Source organism: Streptomyces sp. NPDC054783 (assembly GCF_053611725.1).
Genome location: NZ_JBSHAY010000001.1, coordinates 781,008 through 793,458, shown reverse-complemented (window position 1 = coordinate 793,458; position 12,451 = coordinate 781,008). Strand labels below are relative to the sequence as shown.

Genomic DNA, 12,451 nt, shown 5'->3' with positions numbered 1-12,451 from the left:
GTGTTCGGCGGGACTCGTTTCCTACCGCCTGCGAGGATCAGGCTCGCAGTGCAGGTCAGCTGGGGAGCGCGTAGGGGTCGTGGGCCGGCAGCCAGGCGTCCGGGGCATGGATCCCGAGGTCTCCGACGCCGTCGCGCAGGGCGTCGATGGTGGCCAGGACCGCGGGCCGGTCCTCACTCGCGCGCCAGACCAAGGACCAGGTCCAGTACACCTTCGGCGCTACGACCGCACGGCGCACCAGGTCGGGCGGGAGCGCGTCGACCTGTCCTTTGGGCGAGTTCAGGACGGGTCGGGTGCATCGGCGCACGTGGTCGAAATAGGCGGGGCCGGTGACGGCGCCGTCGGAGATGCGCACCAGGCGGGCCCCGGTGAACTGCGCCAGCTCTTCCGCGTACACGTTCCACGAAGCCCATGAGGTGATGTCCTCGTCGATGAGGACGTCGATCTCCTTGGCCGGCAGATCGCTCGTGTCGGTGCCCTTCGCGACGGCGTAGAGCCGGTCGGCACCGAGCAGCGCGGCCCGCAGTCCGAGCCGTTCGAGGTCCTCGGTACACACCCAGCAGACAGCGAGGTCCAGGCTGCCGTCGGCGACCCGGGCGGCCTGGGTATGGGAGGGGGCGACCCAGGCGTCGACGAGCACCCGGGCCACCGTGGTGGTACGCGAAGCCAGGTCCGGCGGCAGCCAGTTGACGTAACCAATGCGCACCGTTTGTGAACCCGACAGCCGGCCGGCCCGGCGCTTGAGGTCGTCGGCCCGTTCCAGCAGGGCGCGGGTGTGCGGCAGGAGCGCGGCGCCGGCCGAGGTGAGGGAGACCGAGCGGCGGTCCCGGTCGAACAGCCGCACCCCCAGATCCCGTTCGAGTGCCTTGATCTGCTGGGACAGCGAAGGACCCGCGATGAGCAGCCGCTCGGCGGCCCGGCCGAAGTTCAGCTCCTCGGCGACCGCGACGAAGTACCGCAGCTGACGCAACTCCACGCGCGCCATGCTACGCGCGGCGGGGGACTGCGCCTGTCAGCTGCGAGGAGGCCGGCCTGGGCGGCGGTGCGGGTGATCGACGGACACGGGGTCACCGCCGACTAGCCGAGCACGTCGTACGGCAGCTCATGGCGGAGATCAGCGCCAGAGTTCCGGAAAGCACCGGACACGCCGACACCGACCGGCGGCGGGCCGACGGACGAGGTGCGCGGCATCGGCCCGGGCGGGCCGACGACGAGGCAGAGCTCGCCCAGAAGGCTCCGGGCCCGTACTCCCCCCCTGCCGGGCCCAGACCGCAACGGCCTCCGCGGTCGCCGCGGCCTCCGCGGTCGCCGCGACGGCCGCCCGTCAGGTGTGGCTCGGTGTCGGTTCCGGCTCCGGTTCCGGTTCCGGTTCGGAGAAATGCGCTGACGCGCGACGGGGAAGCAGCAGCGGGGTCGCCAGCAGGAGCACGCCGGCCAGGCCGATGGCCGTACGCGGGCCGAGCAGGCTGCCCAGCACGCCCCAGACGGCCGTCAGGAGCGCGGTCGAGGCCTTCGTCGTCACCGCCCAGGCGGACAGCGTGCGGGTGACCCGGTCGGTCGCGGTGCGCTCGAGGCGGTAGGTGGCGTAGACGGGGTTGAAGACCCCGCAGCAGGAGATGAGCCCGAGCTCGACGCCCATCACCAGCAGCAGCCCTCCGGTACCCGGCCCCAGGAAGGCCAGGCCGACGGGCCAGAGCGCGCGTAGCGTCCCGGTCACCACCAGGACCCTGTGCTGCCCGAACCGGGTGACGAGCGGTCGGGCCAGCCGTGAACCGAGCAGCCCGCCGATCGAGGGCGCGGCGAAGGCGAGGCCGTACTGCCACGGTGCGAATCCGAGCCGGCCGAGCATCAGGACGGCCAGCAGCGGCTGGGCGGCCATCACCAGGCCGTTGAACAAGGCGGTGTTGAAGAACAGCGGACGCAGCGTGGCGTCGGCGAGGATGTACCGCCAGCCGTCGAGCAGGTCCCCGGCCCGCATGCGCACGGTCTCCCGGCGCTCCGGCCTCGGCTCGTGCCCGCCCGTCGCGCGGATGCCCAGGGCCGAGAGCAGGTAGCTGACCGCGTCGGCCACCACCGTCGCCACCGGACCGAGGAGCCCGGTCGCCGCACCGCCCAGCGGCGGTCCGATGATCGTGGTCGTCCAGGACGTGGACTCGAACCGGGCGTTGGCGACGAGGAGGTGCTCGGCCGGCAGCAGCGTCTTCAGGTACGCGCCGGAAGCGGCGCGGAAGGTGATGTCGGCCGCCGCGACGACGACCGAGACCAGCAGGAGCTGAAGGAAGGTGAGCACGCCGAGCGCGAACGCGGCGGGGACCGTCAGCAGCGCCGCGAACCGCACCAGGTCCATCGCGATCAGCACCGGCCGCTTGCGGCGGAACTCCACCCACGGGCCGAGCGGCACCGCCACGGCGGCGCCCACCGCAGCCCCCACGGAGGAGAGCGCGGCGACCTCGGCCGGCCCGGCGTGCAGCACCCGGACGGCGATCAACGGGAACGCGCCGAAGGCGAGCCACGTGCCGAGCGCGCTGGTCCCGTACGCTCCCCAGAGCCACCCGAACCGCCGCCCCAGCCGATGTTCCAGCAGATGTCCCAGCCGGTGCCCGCTCCTCATGCCCATGTCCCTCGCCCACTCACCCGCACCACCGATCCGCGTTGGGAAACATCAAAGCGAGCACCACAGGCAGGGATCAAACAACCGCAGGGTCCGCCATCCACAACCAAAGGTTGTGCCCATAGGGTGGCCACATGGACCTCGAGACCGTCCGGACCTTCGTCGCCGTCGCAGAAGCGGGGCAGTTCCAGGAGGCCGCCGCCGAGCTGGCGGTCACCCAGCAGGCCGTCTCCAAGCGCATCGCCGGGCTGGAGCGCAACCTCGGCGTGCGGCTGTTCACCCGCACCGCGCGCGGCGCCGAGCTGACCATCGACGGGCAGGCGTTTCTGCCCCACGCGCGCGAGCTGCTGCGCGTCGCCGAACGCGCGGTCGCGTCCGTGCGCACCGGCCGCCGTCCGCTGCGCGTCGACGTGATCGCCTCGCGCAGCGCGCAGTCGGGCCTGATGCGCGGCTTCCACCACGCGCACCCCGAGATCGACCTCGACGTGATGATGCTGTTCGACATCGAGACGGCGGTCACCGCCATCCGCTCCGGCACGATCGACGCATCCTTCCGCGCCGTCGGCGCGCCCGGACGGCCCCTTCCCGAGGACATCGCCTCCGTCCGGGTCCTCGACGAGCCGCTCCAGCTCCTCACCGGCCCCGCCCACGCCCTGGCGGGCGCCCGGTCGGTGACCCTCGCTCAGCTCACCGGGCACCGGATCTGGATGCCCGGCATCGTCCCCGGCACCGAGTGGGCCGCCTACTACGACGACCTGGTCGCCGAGTTCGGCCTCACCATCGAGGCGACCGGCCCGAACTTCGGCTCCGACGCCCTCCTCGACACCGTCGCCGACACCCCGGCCCTGGCCACCTTCATGGGCGAGCACACCCGCCTCATCTGGCCCGCCGGCCACGGCCTGCGCCGTATCCCGGTGACCGACCCGACGCCCGTCTACCCGCACTCGCTGCTCTGGCACCGCGACAATCCCCACCCGGCACTGGCCACCCTCCGCGCCCACCTCGCCGCCACGGCGGCCGACCACGACGCCGCCGGGACCTGGGTTCCGGGCTGGGTGATTCCGCGCTGAACCGCGGCGCGTCTTCCAGCACCCTGGCCGGATCGACGGACGGTGGCTCGGGACGGGCCTGACAGCCGTATGCCGACGAAAGCGCGGCAGTGCTCGGGCCTGCGCTCGCAGCGGCGATGCACGCGCAGTCCGCCGGCCAGGGCACGGTCCGCTCCACCGGCCGGCGGTGGCGGCTCAGGCGGAGGAGGAGTCGATCCCCTTGTGGGTGAGCCCGGGCGTGGTGCCGCGGGCATGGCCCGGGGACTCGCGCTCCTCCTGGTGCCACATGACTCAAACGGGTTCCGGTTGCGGTTCCGGTTGCCGTACCGGTGCAGTCGCCGGGTCCCACAGTTTGGTGGTCCGTACGTAGCCGTGGACCACCGAGGCCATCGCCAGGATGAGAAGTGGTCCGAACAGCCATGGGTGTTGGGCCATCTGCATCGGCAGATACCGATAGGTCAGCAAGAGCGCGACGAAGACCGTGGCGCCATGCGCGACCAACTGGATTCCCGACCGGTCCCAGCCACGTGCGAGCGAGCGCAGAGCTGCCTCGATCGTGAGCGCAAACACCACGCCGGCGACGAGATCCACGCCGTAGTGGTAGCCGAACCCCAGCGTTGCGCCGAGCGTGGCAACCAGCCAGAACGCGCCTGCGAACCGCAGAATCCGTGGTCCCTTGCGGGAGTGGACGAAAATGGCCGTGGCCCACGCCGTATGCAGGCTGGGCATGCAGTTGCGCGGGGTGATCTCGTCGAACGGAATCTGGTGCGGGGTATTGATCGGCGGAGGCGTGTCGGGCCACAGGTTGGCCACCGCCCAGTGCCCGCCGTCGGCGCTGTAGGCGAAGACCGGCCCGACCACCGGGAAGATCATGTAGATTGCCGGCCCGAGCAGGCCGATGACGAGAAAGGTGCGCACCAGATGGTGGCTCGGAAATCGGCGCTCGATCGCCACGTTACGCAGCTGGTACGCCGCGACGACGACTGCGGCCACAGCAAGCTGAATGTAGACGTAGTCGAGAATATGAGAGCCGATCGGACCGGTGGCCCTGACCATCTGCCCTGCCAGCCATGACGGGTTGCCCAGTGCGTGATCGGCAGTTGCCACGTACTGGTCGAACACGGCCGGACGGGTCTTCGACGTGATCAGTAGCCAGGTGTCACCGGCCTTGCGGCCGGTCACCAGCAGCAGGCCCAGCCCGACGCCCTTCAGCAGCAGGACACGTTCCCGGCCCTTTCGGCGTGTGACAGCGATGACGGCATAGCCCAAAATCACCCACAACGCGCCATTACCGAAGGGGTGACCGTCGGTGACCTTGACGCCGAGCACCCACCTCCCCAGGAAAAAAGCAACGTCGATGCCGATCGCCGCACCAGCCGCGATGAGCCGTTGCCGCCAGGTGAGCACAACCATCATCAACGCCATGCTGGCGTACAAAAGAAAACCGGATTTGGGCGGGAATATCACCTCTCGCACTTGATTGGCGATCGGCCCCGACAGGCCGTAGCAGCGCGCACCGACCTCCAGTGCGACAAGGAAGCCGAGGACCACCACACCCGCCGTTGCCCACAGCATCACCTGCGGCCGGCGGCACGCGGCGAACTCAAATCTGGATTTAATTCGCGAAAACACCCGCGACGCGATAGGTATCAATTATTTGGCCAATTTGTCAGTTGTTAATTTGTTAATCAATTGGTCGTCCTTCATGCCGGACGGCATGCATGCCCCCCCCCGTGAAGGACAAGCCATCAGGGAGCTCGTGGTGAGTTCGATCATGTTACCCGAGCGGCGCAAGCGGATTTCGCCGGGCCGAACCGGGCCCGAAAGCGTCGCAGCGGCGGCTCGATGACGGTGCTCCGCGAAAACTCCTGACACACTGCCGGACCCGTCCCCCGGTCCGCCTTCTCACTTTCCGGCGAGTCGCGATGACTCCGGGTAGCGGATCTGGCCTTTCCCGTCCGTCCCTTCCGACCCTGCCGCCCTGCCGCACTGCCGCCCTGCCGCACGGCCCGCTCGCACGGAACAAGGACGGCATGGGCCTCATGGCGTATCACGTCCCAGTTCGGGGCACTCGGATGGCCGGAACGATTCATCACCAGGAGGCCTGTCATGATCGCCCTCGGTGTCATCCTGCTCATCATCGGTTTCGTCACAGGGGTATCCATCCTGTGGACCATCGGGATCATCCTCTTGGTCGTAGGCGCGGTGCTGTGGATCCTGGGCTCTATGGGGCACGCGGTCGCCGGTCGGCGGCACTATTGGTAGGCGTTGATCCCTCCATCTGGAGGCCGGGGGCAAACCCCCTGCTCGCGTCTGAGTAACCCCTGGGCGCAGACGGCGAGTAGCCGTCTGCCCGGCCGAGACGCCCGCTGCCCCGGCACGCCCGGCCCGGCGGGCGGAGCGGCTTCGTGTCTGCACGGGCGAGTTGATCAAGGACCACGGCAAGCGCACCACACTGAGCGTCCCAATCTGCGGCGCCGCCTTCCAGCCGAGCCCGCACGGTAGGGGGCATGCCCGCAGCGAGCCGGAGTCGAGGCGCCCGAGGAGGCCGCCGCAGCTGAATGAGGTACGGCGTCCGGGTTGGTGCGCGGTACGTCATCCTGGCCGACTGTGTCTCCAGCGGATACGGCAGGAGACCGGGCCGGCGACCACTCCGTGGGTCTCGGGGGGCGTACACGCGCCGCCGGCGATGGAACAAGTGCCGCCGCTCTTGAACAGTCGCCCTGGGGGCTACCTGGGCAAGGCCGTTCAGCACGTACCGGCTTCCTCCGTCTCGGACACCGTGTGTGACATGACCCGCAGGGAGGAACATTGCCGACCCCGTGAGCGGTTCCTGTGGTGGTGCACTTGGCGGATCCGCCCGGCCCGAGCGCTTCCGCTGGGCGAGGCGCGGAGTCGGTTCAGCGCGGCGTCGGCGCACCGACGCCTGGCCGGCCGCGCCAACTGGCCGTCGTGGTGCGGCGCTCGGGCCGCCAGGTTGCCACCAGCGCGCCGGCCAGCAGGAGTTCGGCGATGTCCCCGCCGTAGTACATGATCTCCGCGCCTTGCTGGACCTGGCCGATGGGCGCATGGACGTCGATGAAGAATCCGCCGTACATGGCCTGCGCGATCAGGGCGTGTACGGCGATGGCGATGCCCAGGTACACCAGGCGGCCCCGCACACCGGGCCGGGTGGGCGCGGGGTCGGGACCGGCGATGACGTGGGCGAACAGGCAGCCCGACACGAGGAAGTGGGCGTGCAGGAGCCAGTGCCCCGCCGGGTGCGCCATGGCGGCGTTGAACAACGGGGTGAAGTACAGCACTGCCAGGGTTGCGGTGCTCAGCGTGAGCGCTGCCGCGGGATGCACCAGCAGCCGGGCCGGTGGGCTGTGCAGGAATACGGCCACCCTGCGGGCTTGGTCGTGAGGCAACGTGCGCAGGAGGAGCGTGACCGGCGCGGCCAGTACGAGCGCCAGGGGCGCGTACATGCCGATGAGCATGTGCTGGGCCATGTGCCCGCGGAAGTCGAAGTGCGCGGCGGGTGCCAGCGGCGGCAGCAGCGCGACGGCGAGCAGCGCCAGCCCGGCGAGGAAGGACGCCGATCGCCAGGCGCTCCATCCCTGTACAGAATTGCGGCTTCGGGCCCGTCGCGCGGCGAGCAGGTAGCCACCGGCAGCGCCGAGCAGGAGCAACCCCACCAGTACCGCTCCCGGCAGGCCGCCACCGCCCTTCCCCTGGTGCATGGTGCCCATCAGGCGTGGCCTCCGGCCCGCTCGCCGCCACGGGCGGCCTCGGGGTCGAAGGGCCGGCCACTACGCTGCAGCAGATACCCGGTGATCACGAACAGGCCGCCCAGGAGGAGGAAACCGGCGTCCCACCAAGCCTGGTGAGGGCCACCGTGGACGTGGTGGATACCGAGGATCTGGTGGTCCACGATGCCCTCGACCAGGTTGAACAAGCCCCAGCCGGCCAGGATCCAGCCCCACAGCACCCGCGAGGCCCACACCGCTCGCCGGTTGTGCGTGACCCGCGCGTACAGGATGGCCAGGCCCACCAGTACGGCGATCCAGCACACCGCGTGGAAGATGCCGTCCCATAGGGTGTTCATCTCCAGCCCCGACACCGTATGGGGGTCGTAGTACTTCACCCCGATGTGGTCGTGGTTGGTGCTGGTGAGCATGTGGTGCCACTGCAGGAGCTGGTGCAGCAGAATGCCGTCGACAAACCCGCCGAGGCCGATCCCGAGCACAATCCCGGGCAGCCGCAAGCTGTTCGGCGCCCCCGGAAGCACGCGGGCCGTGCCCGCCGTCGTGGCCATCACCTGATATCCGTCCCGTCGGCAGTGTGAGTCGGGGTCAGACCCTCCCGACACCGTTTCCCGCCCGGCTCATCCCAATCAACTGCCCGCACGGCTTCAGCCATCTCGCCCATGCCGGGCGATCCACCGCAGCGCCACGGTCGACATCACGGAGAACATCGAGGTCGGTGGCATCCTGGCGGGGCCGCGAAGCCGGTGCTCCCCGGCCCCGCCTCTGCCCGGGAAAGCCTTCGGCGCGCCGCTCGCTGGGTCCGCCCCTGAAGGCACATCACCTGTGATCGCCATATCGGCGTCGGTGTGTGCGCCGGCGCCGAACCAGACCTGTTCACTCACACAGATTTCGTGAACAAAGGCTTCCAGGAGGGCGCCTGGCGAGTACCTCCGAGAGCCGTGGGGTGCGCGCCTCGTAGCCTGTTTCGGCGGAGGCCCGGAGTTGGCGGCGGAAGGCGCGGCGCGCACCTTGGGAGGCTGTCCACCTACCGCCGGTTCCCCTCACCTCAACCCGCACTTGCACCAGCACCAGCACCAGCACCAGCCGTTCTGTCGCTACAAATGCGGCTCCTGCAAGACCCGCCTCCCCGACAACGGCAGCGGCTTCGCCCCCCCGTCTGGCTACTGTGTTCAGGTGACAGAACTCAGCATGGTTGGTGACACAACGCATTGGCAGAAGGGCTTCGAGCGGCGGCTGCTCGCCTCGTACACCGCGGCCGGGCTCAGTGAGGCGGCCGCGGAGCGCATGCTCGAGGATGTACGGGCCGACGTCGGCGACTGGTCCGTGGCCGAGATCACGGACGCCGGGATGAGAGTGGGATACGTCGCCGTGGTCGTTGCCGAAAACCACGGTGCCCTCGCGGGCCGTATCGGCGACCTCCGCATCGACGCGCCCCACGCCGGCCGCGGCCACGAGCAGGCCGCCAGGGACTGGGCCCAGCAGTGGTGTGCCGAGCGCGGCGCACGCCGCCTGAACATACGGCTCACCGAGCCCGCCGGCGAGCTGTTCGACGGTTACGGCGTCCGCGGCCAACTCAGGACGCGGCGCATCGATTCCCCGCCGACACCACTCGCCGGTGTCACCGCACGGCCGATGACGCCGGCCGAATACCCCCACTGGCTCGGCCTGGAGAAGGCCGCCTACGTCGACGACATCGTCCGCTCGGGATCGCTGACTCCCGAGGAGGCCGAACGCAAGTCCGACCGCGACTTCGCCGACCTGATCCCCCAGGGCCTGGCGACGCCCGACAACACCTTCCTGGTGCTCGAGGCGCGGGGCGAGCAGATCGGCACCGGCTGGCTGAAGCACGGGTACCTCCCTGGGGTCACCTATGGCTACTCGCTGCACATCAAGGAGCAGCACCGCGGCAAAGGGTACGGACGGGCCGCGATGGCGGCCGGCGAACAGGCGACGCTCGAGGCCGGCGACACGGCGCTGATGTTCACCGTGTGGGGCGGCAACGAGGTGGCCATGAACCTGTATACGAGCGCCGGTTACCACGTGGTGGAGGAGAGTCGTTCCATCAGCCTTCCGCATCCTGCGGCCTGACGCCGGGTCACCAGAGCACAACCACCCGAAAAGGGGGGCGAGACCGTACTGCCTCGCCCGTGTCGCCGGAGACCCGGCCCAAAGGTGAACAGGCTGCCGTGGACAAGCCGGGCCGGGGAGCGTTCCCGGCCCGGCTCACCCGAGCGCGTGCTGGGGAACGGCCAGGGCTGGCGGGCGAACAGCCGGGGCAGGGCCCGCGGGCCGTGCCTGGCGCAGGCCTCTGCAACCACGTCGATCAGCCCGTCGTACTCCGGTCCCGTCTTGCCCGCACGGGCCTCGGTCACGCGGCCCCACTGGTCCCAGGGCAATACCTCCGCTCGATGTCGAAGAGCGGGATGGAAGGCGGAGGTGGCGCGAGCGCGGCATCGTCGGTGCGCGAGCAGCTCACGGTCCGCTACCTGACCGACCTCATGGCCTGCGGCGGGATCGTCGTCGCCCTGCGGGAGGGGAAAACGGTGTCGGCGGGTCTCGTCACCCATATCGGCCTGGAACGGCCCGAGGGGCTGCACCCCGGGTCACAGATCGTCACCGTCGCAATTCGCGCGGCCTGATCCCCGCCTGACTGTTGACGTTGGCCGTGGCGAGGCCATGAATCCAGCCTCTTCGCTTTCCTCGCCGCCGACTTCTGGCCTCGGCCGTCCCGTTGGCGCCCGGGGCGGCCCGAGCACGGCACCCTTTGACACGTGCTCCGCCTCAGTCGCCTATGATCATGAGCATGTCCGCCCTCCGTGAGCGTTCCGCCCACAGTCAACTGACCCCCGGCGAAAGCCTCTTGGCGTACGCCACCGTGGTCCCCGCCAAGAGCGCCAAGGGCATCGGTATCGGGGCATCCCTCGCGAACCACGTGGTCAACTCCGTGGGCGCAGAGTCCGGTGGGGCGGGCAGCATCGCCGCAGGGATGCCGCCCACCTCCGGAGCGTTGCTGTTGCGCGTGACCGACCAGCGCGTCGGACTGGTCCAGCCGCTGGACGGGACCCCGGTGTGGGAGGTGCCACGGGCGTGGGTGACCCGGGTCGAACGCCGGCCCCGGACGCAGCTGATGGCCCGCTTCCGGCTGCACTACGCCGACGGCTCCTGGCTGGCCTTCCTCACCATGCGACGCCGTACGGTCGAGCAGTTCCGCTCACTCATCGGCTGACGCAGGACCGGCTCCCTCCCCGCTGAACCCGCATCCCCCGCTCCCCCGCCGACCTGCGTCCCGGAGGATGCCGCCGACGACGGCCCTGGCCTGCTCGGGGTGTCGTTCCAGCCACGTGCCACGCCCACGGCACGGCGGCCGCCTGGCTGAGCCCCGGCGCACCTGCGGGTCAGCAGGGCCTCCGACGCCGGGACTGTCGGTGTCGGTGTCGCCGTCGGCCTCGACCAGGAAAGCCCGGGCCGTCGTGGGCGACACGCAGGCCGCCGTCCGGCGTGAGGGAGACGTCGATGGTGGCGGCGCGGCCGGCCAGGGCCTCGTTCACCGCCCGGTCGACGGCCTCGAACGGGAGCTGGTGCGGGCCGTGTCCGCCTGTCGAGCCGACGTACATCCCAGGCCTCCTCCTGATGACTTCCCTCTCCTGCAGCACCTCGGCGTGGGTGGTTTCGTACCCGACGGCGTCCTCGCTCACAACACCCCTCCTCCGGTGAGGGCGTGTCGAGCCTTCAGGCGCACACTGCGGCGGGTCGATGAAATACCCCCATGGGGTATATGATCAGGCCTGCTGGCGGCAGTTGACGGCGAAGGGTGTGCATCATGCATGCGATCGGACACGCTCTGTCCATCGCCGGGTCCATGACCTGGGAGATCACCTGGGCGTTGATCCTCGGCTTCACGTTGTCCGCCGTCGTCCAGGCGGTGGTGCGCCGGACCACCGTCGTACGACTGCTGGGCGACGACCGGCCCCGTACGCTCGCCCTGTCCGCGGGACTCGGCGCGGCCTCGTCGTCCTGTTCGTACGCCGCCGTCGCGCTCGCCCGCTCACTGTTCCGCAAGGGCGCGGACTTCACGGCGGCGATGGGCTTCGAGATCGCCTCGACCAACCTCGTGGTCGAACTGGGCGTGATCCTGGCACTGTTGATGGGGTGGCAGTTCACCGCCGCGGAGTTCGTCGGCGGTCCGATCATGATCGTCGTACTCGCGGTGCTGTTCCGGCTCCTCCTGCGTGAGCGGCTGCTGCGGCAGGCGCGGGAGCAGGCCGAGCGCGGGCTGACCGGGTCGATGGAAGGGCACGCGGCGATGGACATGTCCGTGGGCGGCGAGGGCGGCTTCCTCCGTCGGCTGCTCTCCCGCGACGGCCTCACCTCCGTCTCGCACATCTTCGTCATGGAGTGGGCGGCGATCCTGCGTGACCTGGTGGCGGGACTCCTGATCGCCGGGGCGATCGCCGCGTGGGTGCCGGACGACTTCTGGCGCGGCTTCTTCCTGGCCGACCATCCGCTCGCGGCCAAGCTGATCGGGCCGCTGATCGGGCCGGTGGTGGCCATCGCCACCTTCGTATGCTCCATCGGCAACGTGCCGCTGGCCGTGGTGCTGTGGAAGGGCGGCATCAGTTTCGGCGGTGTCATCGCCTTCATCTACGCCGACCTGCTGATCCTGCCGATCCTCAACATCTACCGGAAGTACTACGGCGCCCGGATGGCCGCCTTCCTGCTGGGCACGTTCTTCGCCGCGATGGCGGTGGCCGGCTATGTCGTGGAGTTCACCTTCGGGGGTCTGGGCCTCATTCCCGACCAGGCCGACGCGAGGATCCCCGAGGAAGGCGTCAGCTGGAACTACACGACCTGGCTCAACATCGCCTTCCTGCTGCTGGCCACCGCCCTCCTGGTCCGTTTTCTGCGCACCGGCGGTCCGGCGATGCTGCGCACGATGGGCGGCTCACCGGACCCGGGCGAACACGGCCACGACCACGACCACGCACATGGGCAGGGTGAACACCACCATCACTGAACCGCTCAAGGGTTTTCCGTGCCGTGGC

Annotated in this window: 12 protein-coding genes; 6 read left to right on the top strand and 6 right to left on the bottom strand. The window is 69.9% G+C overall.

What is annotated here, in order from left to right:
- Nucleotides 1-55: 55 nt before the first annotated feature.
- Together ACWGJ5_RS03670 and ACWGJ5_RS03665 are read right to left on the bottom strand one after the other, a co-directional pair.
- Nucleotides 56-985 (bottom strand): LysR family transcriptional regulator, encoded by a 930-nt coding sequence (locus ACWGJ5_RS03670; RefSeq protein ID WP_453308134.1) that lies wholly within the window; start codon nt 983-985, stop codon nt 56-58.
- 339 nt (nt 986-1,324) lie between these two features.
- Complete coding sequence (locus ACWGJ5_RS03665) at nt 1,325-2,611, bottom strand: MFS transporter (RefSeq protein WP_453308133.1); 1,287 nt, start codon at nt 2,609-2,611, stop codon at nt 1,325-1,327.
- 134 nt (nt 2,612-2,745) lie between these two features.
- On the opposite strand from ACWGJ5_RS03665, the gene ACWGJ5_RS03660 reads away from it, so the two are divergent.
- Nucleotides 2,746-3,681 (top strand): LysR family transcriptional regulator, encoded by a 936-nt coding sequence (locus tag ACWGJ5_RS03660; RefSeq protein ID WP_453308132.1) that lies wholly within the window; start codon nt 2,746-2,748, stop codon nt 3,679-3,681.
- Between the two features lie 270 nt (nt 3,682-3,951).
- On the opposite strand, the gene ACWGJ5_RS03655 is transcribed toward ACWGJ5_RS03660, so the two are convergent.
- The gene (locus ACWGJ5_RS03655; RefSeq protein ID WP_453308279.1) at nt 3,952-5,235 is read right to left on the bottom strand and encodes a phosphatase PAP2 family protein; all 1,284 of its coding nucleotides are present in this window, start codon (nt 5,233-5,235) and stop codon (nt 3,952-3,954) included.
- 534 nt (nt 5,236-5,769) lie between these two features.
- Here ACWGJ5_RS03655 and ACWGJ5_RS03650 point away from each other — a divergent pair.
- The gene (locus ACWGJ5_RS03650; RefSeq protein ID WP_228617815.1) at nt 5,770-5,925 is read left to right on the top strand and encodes a DUF6131 family protein; all 156 of its coding nucleotides are present in this window, start codon (nt 5,770-5,772) and stop codon (nt 5,923-5,925) included.
- 635 nt (nt 5,926-6,560) lie between these two features.
- Here the strand turns inward: ACWGJ5_RS03650 and ACWGJ5_RS03645 are convergent.
- Entirely contained in the window at nt 6,561-7,391 is an 831-nt protein-coding gene (locus ACWGJ5_RS03645; RefSeq protein ID WP_453308131.1) for a cytochrome c oxidase assembly protein, read from the bottom strand.
- Complete coding sequence (locus tag ACWGJ5_RS03640) at nt 7,391-7,957, bottom strand: DUF2243 domain-containing protein (protein WP_453308130.1); 567 nt, start codon at nt 7,955-7,957, stop codon at nt 7,391-7,393. The genes ACWGJ5_RS03645 and ACWGJ5_RS03640 overlap by 1 nt, the downstream gene beginning before the upstream one ends.
- A 625-nt stretch (nt 7,958-8,582) precedes the next feature.
- Between ACWGJ5_RS03640 and ACWGJ5_RS03635 the strand changes: the two genes are divergently transcribed.
- From ACWGJ5_RS03635 to ACWGJ5_RS03625, 3 genes are all read left to right on the top strand, one after another.
- Entirely contained in the window at nt 8,583-9,497 is a 915-nt protein-coding gene (locus ACWGJ5_RS03635) for an N-acetyltransferase family protein (RefSeq protein WP_453308129.1), read from the top strand.
- Between the two features lie 320 nt (nt 9,498-9,817).
- The gene (locus tag ACWGJ5_RS03630; protein WP_453308128.1) at nt 9,818-10,048 is read left to right on the top strand and encodes a hypothetical protein; all 231 of its coding nucleotides are present in this window, start codon (nt 9,818-9,820) and stop codon (nt 10,046-10,048) included.
- 164 nt (nt 10,049-10,212) lie between these two features.
- Nucleotides 10,213-10,635 (top strand): hypothetical protein, encoded by a 423-nt coding sequence (locus tag ACWGJ5_RS03625; RefSeq protein ID WP_453308127.1) that lies wholly within the window; start codon nt 10,213-10,215, stop codon nt 10,633-10,635.
- Nucleotides 10,636-10,804: 169 nt separating this feature from the next.
- Here ACWGJ5_RS03625 and ACWGJ5_RS03620 read toward each other — a convergent pair whose 3' ends face one another.
- Nucleotides 10,805-11,104 carry a hypothetical protein gene (locus ACWGJ5_RS03620; protein ID WP_453308126.1) on the bottom strand — a complete coding sequence of 100 codons (300 nt, stop codon included), beginning with the start codon at nt 11,102-11,104 and terminating at the stop codon, nt 10,805-10,807.
- Nucleotides 11,105-11,229: 125 nt separating this feature from the next.
- On the opposite strand from ACWGJ5_RS03620, the gene ACWGJ5_RS03615 reads away from it, so the two are divergent.
- Nucleotides 11,230-12,423: a permease gene (locus tag ACWGJ5_RS03615; protein ID WP_453308125.1), complete on the top strand. Its 1,194-nt coding sequence runs from the start codon at nt 11,230-11,232 to the stop codon at nt 12,421-12,423.
- Nucleotides 12,424-12,451: the final 28 nt, after the last annotated feature.

Bases quoted from the DNA above. Each gene is read 5' to 3' on its own strand.
- ACWGJ5_RS03670 (WP_453308134.1), bottom strand. From the start codon at position 985: ATGGCGCGCGTGGAGTTGCGTCAGCTGCGGTACTTCGTCGCGGTCGCC.
- ACWGJ5_RS03665 (WP_453308133.1), bottom strand. From the start codon at position 2,611: ATGAGGAGCGGGCACCGGCTGGGACATCTGCTGGAACATCGGCTGGGG.
- ACWGJ5_RS03660 (WP_453308132.1), top strand. From the start codon at position 2,746: ATGGACCTCGAGACCGTCCGGACCTTCGTCGCCGTCGCAGAAGCGGGG.
- ACWGJ5_RS03655 (WP_453308279.1), bottom strand. From the start codon at position 5,235: ATGCTGTGGGCAACGGCGGGTGTGGTGGTCCTCGGCTTCCTTGTCGCA.
- ACWGJ5_RS03650 (WP_228617815.1), top strand. From the start codon at position 5,770: ATGATCGCCCTCGGTGTCATCCTGCTCATCATCGGTTTCGTCACAGGG.
- ACWGJ5_RS03645 (WP_453308131.1), bottom strand. From the start codon at position 7,391: ATGGGCACCATGCACCAGGGGAAGGGCGGTGGCGGCCTGCCGGGAGCG.
- ACWGJ5_RS03640 (WP_453308130.1), bottom strand. From the start codon at position 7,957: ATGGCCACGACGGCGGGCACGGCCCGCGTGCTTCCGGGGGCGCCGAAC.
- ACWGJ5_RS03630 (WP_453308128.1), top strand. From the start codon at position 9,818: ATGTCGAAGAGCGGGATGGAAGGCGGAGGTGGCGCGAGCGCGGCATCG.
- ACWGJ5_RS03625 (WP_453308127.1), top strand. From the start codon at position 10,213: ATGTCCGCCCTCCGTGAGCGTTCCGCCCACAGTCAACTGACCCCCGGC.
- ACWGJ5_RS03615 (WP_453308125.1), top strand. From the start codon at position 11,230: ATGCATGCGATCGGACACGCTCTGTCCATCGCCGGGTCCATGACCTGG.